Origin of the sequence: Algoriphagus machipongonensis (assembly GCF_000166275.1) — a bacterium.
In the GTDB taxonomy this organism is placed as follows: domain Bacteria; phylum Bacteroidota; class Bacteroidia; order Cytophagales; family Cyclobacteriaceae; genus Algoriphagus; species Algoriphagus machipongonensis.
In genome coordinates this window covers 292,432-310,486 of sequence record NZ_CM001023.1, presented here as the reverse complement: position 1 = coordinate 310,486, position 18,055 = coordinate 292,432, and the positions used below count along the sequence as shown (strand labels likewise).

Genomic DNA, 18,055 nt, shown 5'->3' with positions numbered 1-18,055 from the left:
GAAAAAAGAACTAAAAGAAAAGCAGGCCATTTTGAAAATGGACCTGCCTTTGAAATGCTAATTGATGAGTTAAGATCATCAATGAAATTATAAATTAGTGGACTCCACCAGTTGGTTGCTCCATCGCCTTCATTGCTCTCTCTATAGATGCTTTCATATTCAAAGACTCACCACCCTGACTTGGTGGATAATCTAATAAAGATTTCAAATGTGCTTGAATGAATGGAACAGCAGCAGTAGGTGCCCAAAGTTTTTGAGCTACAAATTTTCGACCTGCATATCCCCATTCTTCAGAATCAGGAGTCATTTTTTCCATTGGATCCATCAATAGATTCACAATGTAGGGTACACTAGGGTATGATTTTTCATCAAACCAGCTTCCTCCATGCTTCACCCCAATGTGCATTTTCCAGGCATCTACTCGAATTGCCATTAAATCGGATTCATCGTAGTAGAACATTTCTCTTCGGGCTGACTTATCCGTTTTTCCTGTCCATAGGTCCAGATTATTATAGCCATCTAAATGGGTTTTGAAGGTAGTCCCTCCAATATCTTTCCCATTTAAAAGTTCTTCTTTCAAGTTTGGAGCACCTGCAGCCGCTGCAAGAGTAACATAAAGATCCTCATGACTTTGGATACCATTCGAATAAGTACCAGCAGGGATTTTACCTGGCCATTTTACTAACATAGGCACTCTCAGACCGCCTTCCCAAGTAGTTCCTTTTTCACCACGGAATGGAGCATAACCACCATCAGGCCAGTACATCAACTCATTACCGTTGTCTGTAGAGTAGATCACGATGGTGTTATCTTCTTCTCCCATGTCTTTGATCTTCTGAAGAATCTTACCAATCAATTCATCATGCTCAATCATTTTCGCACGAACTACATCTTCCTCTGCGCGTCCTTCGTCTACAGCAGCTTGGATGTATTTGTTGGTACTATGTGACCAGATATGGGTGGCAGTGGTATTGTACCAAACAAAGAATGGTTTATCTTCTTTGCCCACTCTGTCCAGGTATTTCAAAGTCTCATCAGTTACTTCCGAATCGATAGTTTCCATTCTCTTACGGGTAAGAGGTCCGGTATCTTCGATTCTTTGCTTACCAACCTTACCAAACTTAGGGTCTACAGTAGGATCATCGGTATCAGTTGCCCAAGTATGCAAAACTCCTCGAGGACCGAATTTTTCTTTGTAAGCAGGATTTTTCTGTCCTGGGTAATCCAATTCTTCTGGCTCCTCTTCAGCATTCAGGTGGTATAGGTTACCAAACCACTCATCGAAACCGTGCATCGTAGGTAAGAACTCATTTCTATCACCCAAGTGGTTTTTACCAAACTGAGCGGTAGCATACCCTTGTGCTTTCAGTACTTGTGCCAAAGTAGGATCTACAGCTTGGATTCCTTGTGTTGAACCTGGAATACCAATGGTAGTCATTCCCGTCCTAACAGGTAATTGCCCCATGATGAAAGCTGCTCTACCTGCAGTACAACTTGGTTGTCCATAGTGGTCTGTAAAAAGCATTCCATCCCGGGCAATTCCATCAATATTTGGAGTTCTACCCATCATTCCATGGGTATATGCACCCACATTCCAATACCCAATATCATCGCCCCAAATGACGACGATGTTTGGTTTGTCTTGTGCATTCGCCAAAAAAGGCAAAAACAACAAGGCAAAAATGGCAGTTTTTAAAATTGATAATTTTTGTTTCATAGATATAAATTAAAAGTTATTACATGTTTAAAATTTGCTAATTAAAACTACTTCAACTCATAGGGGTAAATGACTTTCCAGTCCTTCGCCATATCCACAATTAGCCAATTGTATTTTGCGGCATCATCAAGCCCTTTATTCAATTGGCCGATATGTGATTCACGATCATATGCAACCTCTCTCACGGAATCGGTATGGTGAACTATTAATCCAAAGCGAGCGCCGTCTCCAGTGGAAGTATATTGAAGCATTTGGTAGTCGCCATCGCTATTGCCACCGGCAAAAACAGGTCTCTTCCCTATATTTCGGTAAATCCCAACAGGTTTTTCACCTTTGTCATCCAAAAAAACAAGTTCTGGAATCTTGATCAATTCGGGACTAGCTGTAGTGTCCACATAAGATAATCCAAATTGAGAACCAACCACTTGATAAGGAGGAATTCCATATGCCTCTTCTGTCCAAGCCCTCATAAAGTCTATACCGCCTCCAGAAACAATAAATGTCTTAAACCCATTTGCCCTTAGATATTGGAGCAATTCCAGCATGGGTTGAAAAATCATTTCATTATAATGCTTACCTGTTTTGGGATGGGTCGCCGTTTTGATCCAGTTTTTCACCCTAGCATCGAACTCATCCACAGTCATCTCGGAGTGGGTCACTGCCACAGCTTTAAGAAGTGCTTTTTCTCCACCGGCCATAAAGCCTGCCATATCCCCCTTGATTAAAGCATTGAGCGAAGGGTCTTTTTCCCAATCAGGATTCTCGGGAGCTAATCTTTTTACTTCATCAATAGCAAAAGCCAATTGGAAATAATAGGGCTGCTCAGACCAGAGTGTCCCGTCATTGTCAAAAACTGCAATTCGGTCTTTTTCGGGAATAAAATCTGTAGAGCCTTCTGTCGTAGTTGATTTAACCCAATCCATAATTTTATTCTTTGGCCCATCTTGCCAAGACGACAAAAAATCAGTGGAACTTTCAGCAGCATCTAAAGTTGCAGAGGTATTAGAGGTCTTTTCTTCTGGAGCCCCGCATGAAATAAGGATTGAAACTGCTACTGGGAAGAAAATTAATTTGGCCAGTTTACCAGAAAATAGATGTCTCATAATCTGAAAAAGGTGAATATGGATAAATAAAAAGGTTCTATAAATTAGAAATTGGATAATTAAAATCCTATTATGTAATAGTTAAATGCTTAAAAAGGATAAAAAATAACTTTCAGTTAATCTTTACCCCAACTAATACTTCTCACAAGGAAATAGGACTGATCAAGATAAATAACTAAAAGAAGCAACTTTTATTCAGTCTTCTTGAATGTGCAAAAATCAGGGCTATTTGTGCATAAAAAATGGTGCTTATCCTTCATCTCGGATGGATCCTCTCTCTTTGAGGTAAACTGAAGGAGATTTACCTGTCACTTTTTTAAAAGCAGAAGAAAAAGAATTCCGATTGCTGAATCCTGACAATTCTCCAATTGCTTCTAAAGTATAATTCTCTGTTTGGGCTTGATCGAGAAGCTCACAACTATGGATCACTCTTGCCTTATTGATAAATTCAGGAAATGAAACTCCCAGGTGCTGATTCATAAACTGACTAAGCAAATAATGTGGAATCCCAGAATCCTTCGCCAGATCATAAACTGAATAGCCTTTTCTAAGATATACCTTTTGGGTTTTTAAGAGTTCGTCCAAAGTCTTACTGAGTTCCTCCGCTTTTTCATGATCGATTTCAACAGATTTTTCATCCTTAGATGTCTGAAAATCCTCTTTGTCAAAAGCGCTGGACTTTTTCCTATAAAAATTGGTCCCATAGAGAATGTTGGGAAAATAAAGAAGAAAAATACCTGTACCCAAATTCATTAGAGCACCAGAAAAATGAACTGCTTTATACGCCAAATCACTGTTTGAGCTTTGAAATGTTAAATAAAAGGGAGCAATAATGATTAGCTGAAAAAACAAATACGTCTGGATCCATCTGAATAAGATTTGCTTATTTCCAAGCTGGGGATTTTTGTTTTTATACTTCCAAACGAGAATGACACTGATAATCCAATAAATACTGATCAGGATAGTTCTAAACTCAGTATGGAAATTGTCTGGGAAAAATCTGCTTTGAGTATAACTGACTATTAAAGAAGGATCATTGACCTGTGAAGAAATCATTGCGACTTTATCCGCTGTATCCAATAGAAATACCGGCATAAAATCTATGATGAAAATCATCGCTGGAAGAAGGTGAATTAAATGCCAAACCCTAAATTTTGGCTGAAACAAGGAATATTGAATGTATACAAAGGGCAAAAAAGAATAAATCAAAGCGGCCACATTTCCAGTCCTAAAAAGATTAGGAAAATGAATGATCAAACCAGAATCAATTAGTCCCGCCAATAAAATGGCATAGGAGAGGAATAAAAAACTTAAACCCAAAAGGATACTCGTAGACTTTCTCTTTATCCCAAAGGTTAATAAAACTAAACCCAAAATAAATCCAATAGAACAAGAAAGGAGATAGATGATATTGAAGAAATTTAGTTCTAGTTGCATCCAAACTTAATAGTTAATGATTCATACAATTTTTTGATGATTTCAGATGTTTGTTTTTCAAATCAAAATCCATGTAAATCGATCTTTCTTCATTGATTCTCAAAAAAAAGGAAAAAAAATGGAGCATCTTGTGGACGCTCCATTTTTAAATAAATTTTCAAACTTTAATTTCCTTCCTGACCTGCTGTCAAAGATTGAAGAACTGCATCCAGATTAAATGAATCTGGTTTTTGACGTGGAGGAAACTCGACAAATGTCTTTACCATTTCACCTGCTATGCCTTGGGAAGCACCGCCAGCAAATTGGATAATCTCCTCCATCCATGCATAATAGCTATTGGAGTTATGCTGTGCTCTTTCGAATGGATCCATTCTTAGATCGAAAATCAAAGGAATTCTTAATTGTACAAATGGGTACATCCAAACTCCAAATTTATCGGCCTGTTGTTCCATAAATACCAATTTCCAACGGTCATATCTCATCGCCACTAATTGTCCATCGTCATTCCAATAATAGAATTCTCTTCTTGGAAAATTGGTCGCTCCATATTGATCCTTCGTGACTTCTTTTTCTCCAGTTAAGAAGGGCAAGATGTTATAACCATCTAGGTGAACCTTATAAGTCATATCACCAATTGTATAGCCACTTTTCAGTTTTTCTTTGATATTTGACTCACCTACAGCTGCCATTAAGGTTGGCATCCAGTCATTTCCAGCCACAATTTCATTGATTACTGTACCGGGCTTGATTTTTCCTGGCCAGCGGATAATCATTGGTACACGGTAACCACCATCCCAGTTGGTGTTTTTCTCTCCTCTGAAAGGAGTAATTCCTCCATCAGGCCACATATTAAAATGTGGACCATTATCTGTGGTATAAAGAACGATGGTATTATCTGCAATACCCATTTCATCCAATTTGTCCAGCAATTGTCCGATTTGATCGTCATGCTGAACCATACCATCTGCATATTCTCCAAGGCCTGTTCTACCGGAATAGTTTTCAGGAACATGAGTTACATAGTGCATCCTAGTGGTATTAAACCAAACAAAGAATGGTTTGTCTGCATCCACTGAACGATCAATAAAGCTCTCTGCGGCTGTTAAAACCTCTTGATCTATCGTTTCCATTCTCTTTTTGGTCAATGGTCCCGTATCTTCGATTTTACCATCCGCCGTACTTCTTATTACACCTCTAGGCCCATATTTTTCTCTAAATGCAGGGTTTTTTGGGTAATATGGATTCTCTGGGGTTTCCTCAGCATTGAGGTGATATAGGTTTCCAAAAAACTCATCAAAACCATGATTGGTAGGAAGGAATTCATCCTTATCACCCAAGTGGTTTTTCCCAAACTGACCTGTGGCATAGCCCATAGGTTTTAATAATTCCGCCAAAGTTGGATCCTCTTTTTGGATCCCAACAGCAGCGCCAGGAATTCCTACTTTAGTCAAACCCGTTCTTACCGGCATTTGCCCAGTTATAAATGCGGCTCTACCAGCAGTACAAGACTGCTCAGCATAATAATCTGTGAAAATTGCTCCCTCATTTGCCAGACGGTCGATGTTTGGAGTACGGTAGCCCATCATTCCACGGTTGTTGTAGCTAAGATTCCAATAACCAATGTCATCGCCCATAATCACCAGGATATTGGGTTTTTCTTGTGCCTGCCCCAGGAGTGGGACAAAAAGTAGCATCATGATGACAAGTTTTAAAATTGATAAATTATGTTTCATAACAGGGAAGAATTTGATACTTCAAAATTTAATTTTAATCTTTTCAAAAGACAATTTTTAAATACTAGATTTTAAAATTTATCTCCATTTAAAAAGAAAATCAAACGTAAAAGATTTAAAATAAAAAAATCACATTGTTTTCATTATGATAACAAACACATTTATGATATTTTTCTTTTAGGAAAAAATACCATCGAACAAAACTTAAAACAGCTATCAAAATAAAAGGAAGAAAAGTGCATGTTCTATACTTTTTCTTCCTTTAATTATAATTGGAAATAAGACCTTTACTCTGCCGCAGTCACATTTTCATCCAATTCAAATTCACAAAAATTGTTGCTGTCCTCTTGAATAATAAAGGTAGCAGTTACTTTATAATTCCCTGCATCAGCATAGGTATGGGAAGTTTCCTTACCTGAAACTGTCTCTGAGGTCCCATCACCATAATCCCACAAAATATCTAAAACGGTATGATTGCCCACATACCTCAGTTCCAGATTAATTGTTTTCGGATCTGAACTATCTACATCATGGTATAAGTCAACTTTACCACTTTCAACGGCACATTCAAAATTATCCTTATCCTCCTCGGAGCAGGAAGTAGAAAACCCGAGAAAGAAAATAGAAAGGATGGTACTTAAAAATAATTTTTTCATAGTTATTAGTTTTGGTCAGTTCAGTTAAAATTAAATTATTTTTTTTAAAAAATTTGAATTTTAGATTATTTAAACACAATTTTTTCAGTCATTAACACAATAAATGCCTTAAAATAATTGATATATTGATCGTTCAGTAGAATGATTTTTCCACAGCCCCATTTAACGCGAGATCCATTTCCTTATAAAAGCTCAAGGAGATCATCACTACTGTAACCTTTTTTACGATCATTATTTCCTATTCATCTTTATTTGAGCACTTAACTCTATTTCTAACCTTTGATCTCATTTTCGACATGTTATATAGCAAAATCAGCTATTTTAGATAAGGAAAATTAAACCCTACCACAATGAGAAAGTTATTTAAGTCTTTATCACTTTTAGTATTTTTGATAGGTACAGTTCTGCCTGACTCTCAGGCTCAAACTACCTACCAGAAACCACCAAAATCAATTTTGGATCTGGTCAATGCTCCCAGTACTCCTTCCGTCAATTTTAGTAAAGATGGAAGCTGGATGCTGCTTTTGGAAAGAGCAGATAACCCAAGCATTGAAGACCTCTCCCAACCGGAATTAAAGATTGCTGGCTTAAGGATTAATCCGGCTACTTCAGGTCCCAGTCGTGGAAGAGGAGTGGAAAATATCAAAATCAAAATGACCCGAGGTGGAGAGGAAAAACAAATAACCGGACTTCCTGTTCAACCCAACATGGGTGATTTTTCTCTCTCAATGGATGAATCCTACCTTGCTTTTACACAAACTGAGTCAAATGGCATAAGCCTTTGGGTGGTAGACATGAGCACATTGGAGGCAAAAAAACTCAGCGAACCCATACTCAATGATGTCATGGGTAGATCTTTGACATGGACTCCAGAAAATAAACTATTGATCAAAGCCTCTAACCCAAACAGGGGAGATGTTCCTAAAAAACCAGCTGCTCCTGCGGGTCCAATTATTCAAGAAACGGAAGGGGATGCAGCTCCTAGTCGAACTTATCAAGATCTTCTTTCCAACCCATTTGAGGAAAAGCTTTTTGCCTATTTCATCGATGCCCAATTGATGCTAGTGGATATGGATGGAACTAAAACTCCTATTGGGAAACCAGGAATGATCAAGTCTATGGACCTGTCACCAGATGGAAAATATGTGCTTGTAGAACAAATAAGAAAGCCTTTTTCTTATTTAGTGCCTGCCTACAGATTTCCTTATGATGTAGAAATATGGTCTATCGGAGGCAGCAAAATCAAAACTTTGGCTGAAATTCCTTTGGATGAAAATCGCCCAACTGGATTTGATGCCACAGTAACTGGTCCCAGAAATATCAGTTGGAGAGCTGATAAACCTTCTACTTTGTATTGGGTAGAAGCACAAGATGGAGGAGATGCCCGAGTTGACATTGAGGAAAGAGATGTTGTTTTTACACTCAATGCACCTTTTTCCGACGCTAAGAAAAAATTAACCTCCACTCCGTATCGATATGCTGGAATTGCTTGGTCTGATGACTCTTTCGCAATTCTCAATGAACGCTGGTCTCAATCCAGAAAAGAAGTGAGATCTGTTATCAATCCTTCAGATCCTTCTCAACCTAAAAAAGTAATTATTGAAAGATCATCCGATGATCTCTATAACGATCCAGGAGATCCGCTTTATACAGAAAATGAATTTGGTAGAAATGTACTCCTTCGTAAAGGTGACTTAGTTTTTATGACCAGTCCAGGTGGTTCACCAGAAGGAAACATGCCTTTCCTATCCACTTTCGATACAAAAACGAAAGAGCAGGAAATTCTATGGAGATCACAAGCCCCTTATTACGAGCGTGTAGTAAAAGTGCTTGACGACAATGGTACTGAATTCATCACCTTGAAAGAAAGTACCGATATCCAGCCAAACTATTGGTTGGTGAATACCAGAAAGAGAATGGCACCAATTCAGGTGACTGCATTTGCTCATCCTTATGAATCCTTAAAAGGGATCAATAAGCAATTGGTTACTTATGAAAGAAATGATGGACTGAATTTATCTGCTGTCATTTATACTCCAGCAGGTTATAATCCTGAAAGCGACGGTCCTCTTCCGGTTTTAATGTGGGCTTATCCAAGAGAGTACAAATCAAAAGAAGTGGCGGCTCAAGTTAGAGGATCAAAATATTCTTTTACCAGATTAAGCTGGGGTTCTCCACTTTATTGGGTGACCAGAGGTTATGCTATCATGGACCGAACCGAAATGCCAATCGTGGGTGAAGGTGATAAAGAACCCAATGATTATTTTATAGAGCAATTGGTAGCTAATGCTGAGGCAGCCATAGATCATATTGTAGAATTAGGCATCGGTGATCGTGATAGAATTGCGGTAGGAGGCCATTCCTATGGAGCATTTATGACTGCTAACTTACTGTCTCACACAAATTTATTTGCTGCAGGAATTGCAAGGTCAGGTGCATACAATAGAACTTTAACACCCTTTGGATTCCAGTATGAGCAAAGAACTTATTGGGAGGCTCCAGATGTATATTTCAACATGTCCCCATTCTCTTTTGCTCATAAAGTAGAAACGCCCATCCTATTAATTCATGGTCAGGCGGATAATAATTCTGGAACTTTTCCTATTCAATCAGAGCGATATTACAATGCGCTGAAAGGTCATGGAGCTACGGCAAGATTGGTCTTTTTACCGAATGAAAGTCATGGATATGCTGCCGAAGAATCTATTTTACATACGCTTTGGGAAATGGACACTTGGCTAGAGAAGTTTGTGAAGAACAAAAATCAAATGGAAAAAGGGACGGAATAAGTAATTCTACAAAATTAATAAACCCTCTTCAATTTAATTTGGAGAGGGTTTTTTGTTTTAAATGTTGCCAAACCCCACTTTTTTACGTTGTTTACTAAGAAATTCTTTCAACCAAATCCGATCTGCTATGAAGAAATTGATACTCTTTGCTTCTCTAGTTCTATTCATCACTTTTAAAATTACTGCTCAAGAAATCAAAGAGACCAAGTTCACCTCAAAAATTCAGGAAGTAACTGTTTTTCTGAATGGTGCTCAAGTCTTTGAAACCTCTTCTGGGCAGATTCTAGCAGGAGAATCATTCATTTTGATCAAGGGTCTTTCTCCATATTTAGATGAAAAAAGTATACAGGTAAAAGGAAAAGGAAATTTCGTTATACAGGCTGTCAACAAGCGTTTAGATTACCTTTCTGAGCAGAAAGTTAATGAAGAAGTTTCATCACTTGAGAATCAAATAAAGGAGATTGAAAAGAAGGAAGAAGAGTCAAAAGTTCGTTTGGATGTACTCGTTCAGCAAGAGAAATTGCTTAATGCAAATCAATCGATCGGAGGAAGTCAAAGTGGGTTAAATATGACTCAGCTCAAGCAAGCAATGGATTTTTATGAAACCGAACTCACTAAGATCAAAACGGAAGTGAATCAGTTGGTATCAAAACTTGAAGAGAGCGAACAGGAAAAGAAAAAACTTAAAAACCAGATTCGTACGATTCAGGAATCAGGCAATAAATCAACCTCTGAAGTTAGGATTCGAGTAAAAGCAACTGCCGCTGGCCCAGCTAGTTTCGAATTAAACTATTTAGTAGCAAATGCAGGTTGGTACCCTAAATATGATGTGAGAGTAAAAGATGTGAATTCTCCATTAAAGTTAAACTACAAAGCCGAAGTACATCAAAATACAGGAGTGGATTGGAATGATGTTAAGCTTCGTTTTTCCAATGGAAATCCAAACGAAAGTGGTCAAGTACCTACTATCGATAAGTGGGAGCTGAATTTTGCTAGATTCACTAGTTTTTCAAAAAGCGGAATAGCCTTCAATAGTGTTTCGGGAAGAGTATTTGCCGAAGACAATGAGCCTTTACCAGGCGCAACGGTCTTGGTAAATGGATCTACCATTGGAACAGCCACAGATATAGAAGGATTTTATTCTTTGAGTTTGCCAAAATCTGCTACCTCCTTAATCTTCTCTTTTATAGGATACCAGCAAAAAACAGTGCCAATAAATTCTTCATCCATCAATGTCGTCCTAGACCCTAGCAATCAGGCATTAAATGAAGTTGTAACATTGGATTATTCTAAAAATTCTGGTAGAGCAATTCAAAATATGTCCCGAAAAGAAGCAATGCCTGCTCCGCCAATACAGACAATTGTACAGGAAAACCAAACTACGGTGGAGATCGAAGTAGCTGAACCCTACAGCATTAAATCCAATGGAGAAAAAACCATGGTGGATTTAAAAGCCTATGATATTCCTGCCAATTATTTCTATTCGGCCATTCCAAAAGTTGATAATGATGTGTTTTTGGTGGCAGAAATCAGCTACTGGAGTCAATACAGTTTACTGGAAGGAGAGAGCAATTTATACTTTGAAGATGGCTTCGTAGGCCGCTCCATACTGAATGCCTCTTCAATTCAAGATACACTCAAAATCTCCATGGGAAGGGATAAAAGCATTGTAATTCAACGAGATAAGAATGAAGAGTTTTCCAAAAAACGCGCCATAGGATCCAATATCACTGAGCGGAGAGAATATAAAATCACGGTAAAAAATAACAAATCCCAACCCATCAGCATCAGTATAGAAGACCAAATTCCTGTTTCAGTCAATTCTGAAATTTCGGTGGAAGCCATCGACTTGTCAGGTGGAAAACTTGATGAACTCACAGGAATTGTTACTTGGGATCTTTCCATACCGGCAGGATCTCAGCAAGAACTTATTTTGCAGTATGAGGTAAAATATCCAAAGCGGGAAAAGGTGATTTTGGATAGATAAAAAGATAAAATTATCTACCTTTTTTCAATACAATTTTAGGGGGTTTTTCATCGTATGAAACCTCCTAAAATTATCCTTTTTTAAACTCCGATTTAAATAACTTTTTAAACCAAGAAAAAACTTAAATAAAAGGTCAAAAACTCACTTTATAAAGGGCTTAATTCCTTTCCTAAGGGCCAAAAAAGGCGTAAATTAGCGAAAAAACCACCTTTATTATCGAAAGTTCAAAAAGCACTCAAACTCCCTTTTTCAAGAGTATACAACCCTGGGTTTTTTACCCCTCTGCAGGACTAATTGTCCTCTTTGTAACACTCACTTTAATCTTCCAGGATTCTGTCGGATCTTTATTCGAATCTCTACAGGCATTCATCTCTTTAAAATTCGGTTGGCTTTATGTCATCGTTGTAAATGTCGTCCTGGTATTTTGCCTTTTTTTAGGTTTCGGCCGATTTAAAACTATCCGATTAGGAGGCCCCGATTCTAAACCTGAGTTTAGTACTTGGGCCTGGCTCAGCATGCTCTTCAATGCAGGTATAGGATTAGTCTTGATGTTTTATGCTGTCGCAGAACCCATCAGTCATTTCTCAAATCCTCCATATGGAGAAGCGGGTACCCTTCTGGCTGCGAAGAATGCATTGAATTTATCTTACCTCCACTGGGGTCTTCATGGCTGGGGCGTTTATGCTTTGATGGGATTAGCTATCGCATTCTTTACTTATAATAAAGGGCTTCCACTTGGGGTTCGCTGGATTTTGTATCCGATTTTAGGAGACAAACTGAAAGGCCCAATTGGTCATTTGATTGATACTATGGCAGTGGTAGCAACCATGTTTGGTTTAGCAACCACACTTGGACTAGGAATCCAACATATCAATTCGGGAATGAATTACCTTTTTGGAATTAAAGATAGTCCAGAAGTACAAGTAATCTTAATCGGAATTATTACTCTATGCGCCACCATTTCTGTGGTTTCTGGATTACATAATGGCATTCAGATTTTGAGTAAAGTTGCTTCGATTATGGCAATTATACTGATGACATTTATGCTAGTCGTCGGCCCAACATTGTTTATTATTGGATCTACTGTTCAAAGCACTGGATTTTATTTACAAAGCCTGATCGGAACAGCCACCTGGATGGAAGTTTATAGAGGTACACACTGGATGGATAGCTGGACTTTCTTTTACTGGGCTTGGTGGTTTGCATGGGCTCCTTTTGTAGGATTATTTATAGCGAGAATTTCCAAAGGAAGAACGATTAAAGAATTTATCCTTGGGGTTTTGTTAGGCCCAACTGCTGCTAGTATTGTCTGGATTTCCATTTTTGGAAGTACCGCATTCCATGTAGAGCTTTTTGGAGCTGGCGGAATCAGCGAAGCAGTACAAGAAAACATCAATACAGGGCTTTATTCCTTACTTCAGATGTTCCCACTTCCTTACATGAGTATCCTTTTTGTGGTAATTGCGGGTGTGATTTTCTTTGTAACTTCCTCTGATAGTGGCTCTTTAGTAATTGATTTTATTACTAGTGGAGGTCGGGATGATACTCCGGTAAAATTGAGAATCTTCTGGGCCTTGATTGAGGGAGCGGTTGCTGCGGTCCTAGTTTTAGGAGGAGGATTAATTGCCCTTCAAACAGGTTCTTTGGTTACTGGATTACCCGTTTGTTTGTTAATGTTGCTTGTCTGTTACTCCGTAAACAAAGCATTGAAAAAATATCAGGAAGAGAAAAAAGAAAGCCACGAATAATCTAATTCGTGGCTCTTGTTATTTTGAAAGCTCTCTTAAAATTATTTTTCGAGAGCTTTTTCATTTTCCAACACATCTTCCTTTTTGTAAAAAGGAGCATTTTCTGGTTTGAGAGGCTTATTTCCCAATATAATATCAGCGGCTTTTTCAGCTACCATCATCACAGGTGAATAAATATTTCCATTCGTCACATAAGGGAAAACCGAAGCATCCACTACGCGAAGATTTTCGACACCATGAACTTTGAGTGTTTTTGGATCTGTCACGTCCATTGGCCCAACTCCCATTCTACATGTAGCACAAGGGTGATAAGCACTTTCTCCTTCCCTGGCTACGAAATCAAGAATTTCTTCATCGGTCTGAACATTTTTTCCCGGAGATAATTCTTCTCCCATTAATTCAGACATAGCTTCGGTTTCAATTATTTTTCTAGAAAGACGAATGGCTTCAACCCACTCTTTTTTCTCCTTTTCAGTAGAAAGGTAATTGAATAAAATACTTGGGTATTCGGTAGGATCTGCAGACTTGATTTTAACACGACCTCTAACATCAGTATTCATGGGACCTACATGTAACTGGAAACCATGGCCTTCTTTTGGCGCTGAGCCATCGTATCGAATTGCGATTGGCAAGAAGTGGAATTGAAGGTTAGGATATTCTACCTCATCATTACCACGGATAAAACCTCCTGCTTCAAAATGATTGGAAGCACCAAGACCTTTTTTCCTAAATAGCCAATCGAAACCGATTTTTGGAGCTCTCCAAGGGCTTAAGGCGGGGAATAAACTCACAGGTTTTTTGGCAGCCCATTGAACATATACTTCCAGGTGATCCTGCAAGTCTTCACCTACGCCAGGCAGATCGTGAACTACTGGTATACCCAAACTTTTTAAATGCGCAGCATCACCCACCCCAGAGAGTTGAAGTAATTGAGGGGAATTGATTGCTCCTCCACAGGAAATAATCTCTTTCCCATAAACTTGCTTGATCTTTCCACCTTGCTTGTATTCTACTCCCACCGCTTTTTTACCTTCAAACAAAACACGCATCACAGTCGCTTGCGTTTCTACATGAAGGTTTTTTCGGTGTTTTACAGGGTGAATATATGCTCGCGCCGCGTTAAGTCTTCTTGAATTGTAAATCGTTTGGTCAAACTTGCCAAACCCTTCCTGCTGATAACCATTGACGTCATCAGTAAGGGGGTATCCCGCCTCTTGAACTGACTCAAAAAAAGCATCAAACAGCGGATTATCACATTTGGGAGTGGTCAATTTCAGATTACCTTCATCACCACGATAAGTGTCTCCACCAATCAATCTATCCTCCACTCTTTTGAAGTAAGGAAGGCAATGAGCATAATCCCAATCTTCCATTCCTTCATCTTCTGACCATTTGTTGAAATCCATGGCATTTCCACGGATCCAAATCATCCCATTGATACAAGAAGAACCCCCCAAGACCTTTCCTCTAGGCTGGGCAATTCTCCTATTGTGCATATGAGGTTCTGGGTCTGAAGAATAGCCCCAGTTATAATTCGTTCCAGTTAGCAAATAGGTCAATGCAGCTGGCATATGGATTCTAAAATCCCATTTATAGTCAGGTCTTCCTGCCTCTAAAACCAGAACCTCATTTTCTGAGTTTTCACTCAGTCTGTTGGTGAGTACGGCTCCAGCTGAACCTCCACCTATTATGATATAATCGTACTTCATTGATCGCATTTATTTCAAAGAATAAGCAAGACCATGCTCCTTGCAAAAGCTATTGTCTAATTATTCTCCTTTTTCTTCAATAATCCAATAGTTTAGATATCCTGAAGGAGTCTCCAATACTATTTTATAAAACTCTGAATCAATGGATTCTGGAGTAAATGAATACTTTCCGTCTTGTAAATTCACCTCAGCCACTAATTCATAATTATCTTCTCCACCCGTTTTGATATCATTGGTAGTACTGATCCAAATTTTACCAGCTTCTTCACTGGACAGCGTTTTCCAATTGAGGTTTATGTTCCCTTCAACTTTTTCAGCTTTGAATTGGCTTGCATCTACAGGCCCAATAAAAGGAACGCCATCCAATTCCATTGCGTTTCCTTTTGGTATTTCCATTCCTAGGAAATTTGCAATAGAAGGGAAGATATCAACGGTCTGACCTCTCTCCTGGAAGTGATTGTTTAGATTATCTGAATTAGTAGCAATCCAAATACTTCTTTCACGATCAGATTGACCACCATGCCCATATCCTTTCATATCTCTACCGTGATCCGTCGTAATCACGATCAACCAATCCTCATTGAAGTTGGCTTCTCTTTCTTTGATTGCATCCCAAACTCTACCGATTTGTATATCCGCTTTTTCTACAGCATCGACAAATTCAGGACTGTTTCCATGGCGGTGTGACATATCATCCGTAAACTCTAAGTACATCCAGGATAAGTCAGGAGCATTTTCAGAGATTGTTTTGGCAGCCGCTTTCGAAACTTCCTCATCGATGTTATAGATGAAAATCCTTCCTTCATCATGAGGATAATTTACAGTGTCTAATTCCAAACCATCAAAATGATAATCAAAAGTTAAGCCTTGTGTCTGTGGCAAAGAAGCACCAGCCAATTTGGTTCTATTGTCCAACCAAGTAGAGAAGATACCAATTGATTTTTCTGGGAATTGATCTTTGAATGCCCTGAAAATAGTGGGGTAGTGATAATTTGGGTCTTTAATACTATTGCCCCAAACATTGTGTTTATTAGCCCATACACCTGTCAAAACAGAATTATAGCCAACCGCAGAAATTGTAGGAGTTTGGCTATAGCCATCTTTTTCTCCTCCCATGGTTGCTTTAGTAATTCCTCCTTCAGCAATGATTTTATCCAAATTCGGTGTTGCCACCGAATCAATAACATCATCAGGGATACCATCAACAATGACAAAAAGGGCTTTTTTCGCTTTAGGTTCCTCCTGATTTTCTTGGGTAGAACAGGCTTGTAATACAAACAAGCCAATACAGCTTGCCAGAATTAATTTCTTCATTTCAATAATTGGATAACTATAGAAGCCCGGAACAAAAATTCCGGGCTACAATTTCTATTGGTTTTTTATTCCCAACCGAAAATCTGAGTAAGATTCGGATTTAAGGTTACTTGCTGAATAGGAACAGGTCTGTAGTAATATTTTGGTTCTACGAAGGTTCTTTCTTTGGTTTCAGTAACCATCATTCCTCCATCAGCTCCATTGGATAAGAAAACATCCACATTCTCATCGATCGTTCCAGCTTTGTAATAAATCAAAGTTTCTCCCAAGCTATTCTTCTCCTTTTCATCCCCTACAGGAATCACACTGTCCTTATCTACCAAAATGATGTCTTCGATTCCATCACCTGTCATATCATATTTCCCAAGACCATCGAAGTACATGCCTTGAGGAATAGCTTCAAGTAATTTACCTGCGTTCCATCTCATCAAGTCATCATATCTATAACCTTCCAGGGCCATTTCTACTCTTCTTTCTCTTCTGATCTCCAAAAGAACTCCCTGATTTGCTCCTGATAGATCGGGGTATTTAGAAGCTAAGAAAGAATCTGGGTTACCATTTGCTGCAGCCATATCTAAATTTGGAAGACCTGCTCTTTGTCTCAACAAATTAATAGACATGTCCAAGTCTCCTTGATTTAATTCATTCAGTTCAGCTTTCGCCTCTGCATAAATCAATAAGGTTTCAGCATATCTGTAAACTGGGAAATCATCACTTGAAATTTCCACATTATCAATGCTATTCACAAAACCCTTCAACTGGTGGTATCCAGTGAAATTTTTATTCAGAACCTGAATGTATGGTGTGTCGTCTGGTTGTCTTACCCAACCAGGATAAACGATGGTTTGACTAAGTCTAGGGTCTCTATTTTGAAACTCATCAACAAAACCTTTTTGATCGAAATCTTCATGGTCGGTAAACCTAGAACCGTCTTTCATGAGGTAACTCAAAATAAGATCTCTTGCAGGAGACTGTTCATAATCTCCGAAAATACCTCTGTTATTATTTGAACCCCTGTCTTTGCTAGAATCATAAATGTTAGCAAGAATTACTTCTGGGTTTCCTAATAAATCCTGAGCTCCGAATAGAGATCCATAATCACTTTCTGGATTACCTGAATTATAGATAGAGAATAGTCCAGAATTCATGATTTCTTGAGCTACTGTCTTCGCTTTTTCTAAGAATTGAGCAGAAGTTCCTTCCAAACCTAATTCTGAATGGTATTTTCTATATGTTCCTTCATACAAAGCAACTCTTGCAGTAAAGGCTTTAACAGCCCAAACATCTGGGGTACCCGTAGGAACAGACTCTCTGACATTTGCCATGGCATAATCAAGGTCTTCCATCATTTTACCCATAACCATTTCACGGGAATCTCTTGGCTTGTATAAATCTTCATCACCCGGATTCAAAGTAGTTTCGTACCAAGGAACGTCTGAATACCTTTTTACCATATTAAAGTAAAATACAGCACGGTAGTATCTAGCTAAACCTACATAATGAGCAATAGCGTCTTCAGACCCTGTTGCTTTGGTATAATTATCCAGGAAATAATTGATGTTTCTCAAAGTACCCCAATTCCATCCACCGGTAAGGGTTTGTGAACTAGGAGAACCTGTCATTATATTTTTTATCTCAATCGCACCTGTAGTCGCGCTATTATCACTGCTTTGATCAGCTAAGTAGCTGCCTGGCCCTGCCAATGTCAGCAAGCCATTTACATATAACTCTAAATCTTCCTCTGTCTTGAAAAACTCCTCAGGAGCTACTGAAGTTTGAGGATACTTATCTAGAAAATCATCGTTACATGAAGCTAAAACTAAAGCTGCACATAAATAAAGGATATATTTTTTCATGATTTT

Annotated in this window: 11 protein-coding genes; 3 read left to right on the top strand and 8 right to left on the bottom strand. The window is 38.5% G+C overall.

Translation table 11 applies throughout. The annotated features are described in order from the left end of the window. Positions 1 to 94: 94 nt before the first annotated feature. The 5 genes from ALPR1_RS01405 to ALPR1_RS01385 all read right to left on the bottom strand — a co-directional run bounded on the left by ALPR1_RS01405 (position 95) and on the right by ALPR1_RS01385 (position 6,646). Positions 95 to 1,717: an arylsulfatase gene (locus ALPR1_RS01405; RefSeq protein WP_008197897.1), complete on the bottom strand. Its 1,623-nt coding sequence runs from the start codon at positions 1,715 to 1,717 to the stop codon at positions 95 to 97. A 47-nt stretch (positions 1,718 to 1,764) separates the two neighbouring features. Then, on the bottom strand, positions 1,765 to 2,820 hold the full coding sequence (locus tag ALPR1_RS01400) for an HAD family hydrolase (protein WP_008197896.1): 1,056 nt from the start codon (positions 2,818 to 2,820) through the stop codon (positions 1,765 to 1,767). A gap of 249 nt (positions 2,821 to 3,069) precedes the next feature. Continuing rightward, positions 3,070 to 4,257, bottom strand: coding sequence for a helix-turn-helix domain-containing protein (locus tag ALPR1_RS01395; protein WP_008197895.1), 1,188 nt, complete (start codon positions 4,255 to 4,257; stop codon positions 3,070 to 3,072). 164 nt (positions 4,258 to 4,421) lie between these two features. After that, a complete protein-coding gene (locus tag ALPR1_RS01390; protein WP_050776352.1) occupies positions 4,422 to 5,990 on the bottom strand; it encodes an arylsulfatase in 1,569 nt (522 codons plus the stop codon). A 287-nt stretch (positions 5,991 to 6,277) separates the two neighbouring features. Next, entirely contained in the window at positions 6,278 to 6,646 is a 369-nt protein-coding gene (locus ALPR1_RS01385) for a PKD domain-containing protein (protein ID WP_008197893.1), read from the bottom strand. A 350-nt stretch (positions 6,647 to 6,996) separates the two neighbouring features. Between ALPR1_RS01385 and ALPR1_RS01380 the strand changes: the two genes are divergently transcribed. The 3 genes from ALPR1_RS01380 (at position 6,997) to ALPR1_RS01370 (ending at position 13,170) form a co-directional block, all read left to right on the top strand. Next, a complete protein-coding gene (locus ALPR1_RS01380) occupies positions 6,997 to 9,435 on the top strand; it encodes a S9 family peptidase (protein ID WP_008197892.1) in 2,439 nt (812 codons plus the stop codon). 127 nt (positions 9,436 to 9,562) lie between these two features. Then, positions 9,563 to 11,422 (top strand): DUF4139 domain-containing protein, encoded by a 1,860-nt coding sequence (locus ALPR1_RS01375; protein ID WP_008197891.1) that lies wholly within the window; start codon positions 9,563 to 9,565, stop codon positions 11,420 to 11,422. A 191-nt stretch (positions 11,423 to 11,613) separates the two neighbouring features. Continuing rightward, the gene (locus tag ALPR1_RS01370; RefSeq protein WP_040303108.1) at positions 11,614 to 13,170 is read left to right on the top strand and encodes a BCCT family transporter; all 1,557 of its coding nucleotides are present in this window, start codon (positions 11,614 to 11,616) and stop codon (positions 13,168 to 13,170) included. 41 nt (positions 13,171 to 13,211) lie between these two features. Here ALPR1_RS01370 and betA read toward each other — a convergent pair whose 3' ends face one another. The 3 genes from betA to ALPR1_RS01355 form a co-directional block, all read right to left on the bottom strand. Then, positions 13,212 to 14,879, bottom strand: coding sequence for a choline dehydrogenase (gene betA, locus ALPR1_RS01365; RefSeq protein ID WP_008197889.1), 1,668 nt, complete (start codon positions 14,877 to 14,879; stop codon positions 13,212 to 13,214). Between the two features lie 60 nt (positions 14,880 to 14,939). After that, positions 14,940 to 16,193: an alkaline phosphatase family protein gene (locus tag ALPR1_RS01360; RefSeq protein WP_008197887.1), complete on the bottom strand. Its 1,254-nt coding sequence runs from the start codon at positions 16,191 to 16,193 to the stop codon at positions 14,940 to 14,942. 65 nt (positions 16,194 to 16,258) lie between these two features. Beyond that, entirely contained in the window at positions 16,259 to 18,049 is a 1,791-nt protein-coding gene (locus tag ALPR1_RS01355) for a RagB/SusD family nutrient uptake outer membrane protein (protein WP_008197885.1), read from the bottom strand. Positions 18,050 to 18,055: the final 6 nt, after the last annotated feature.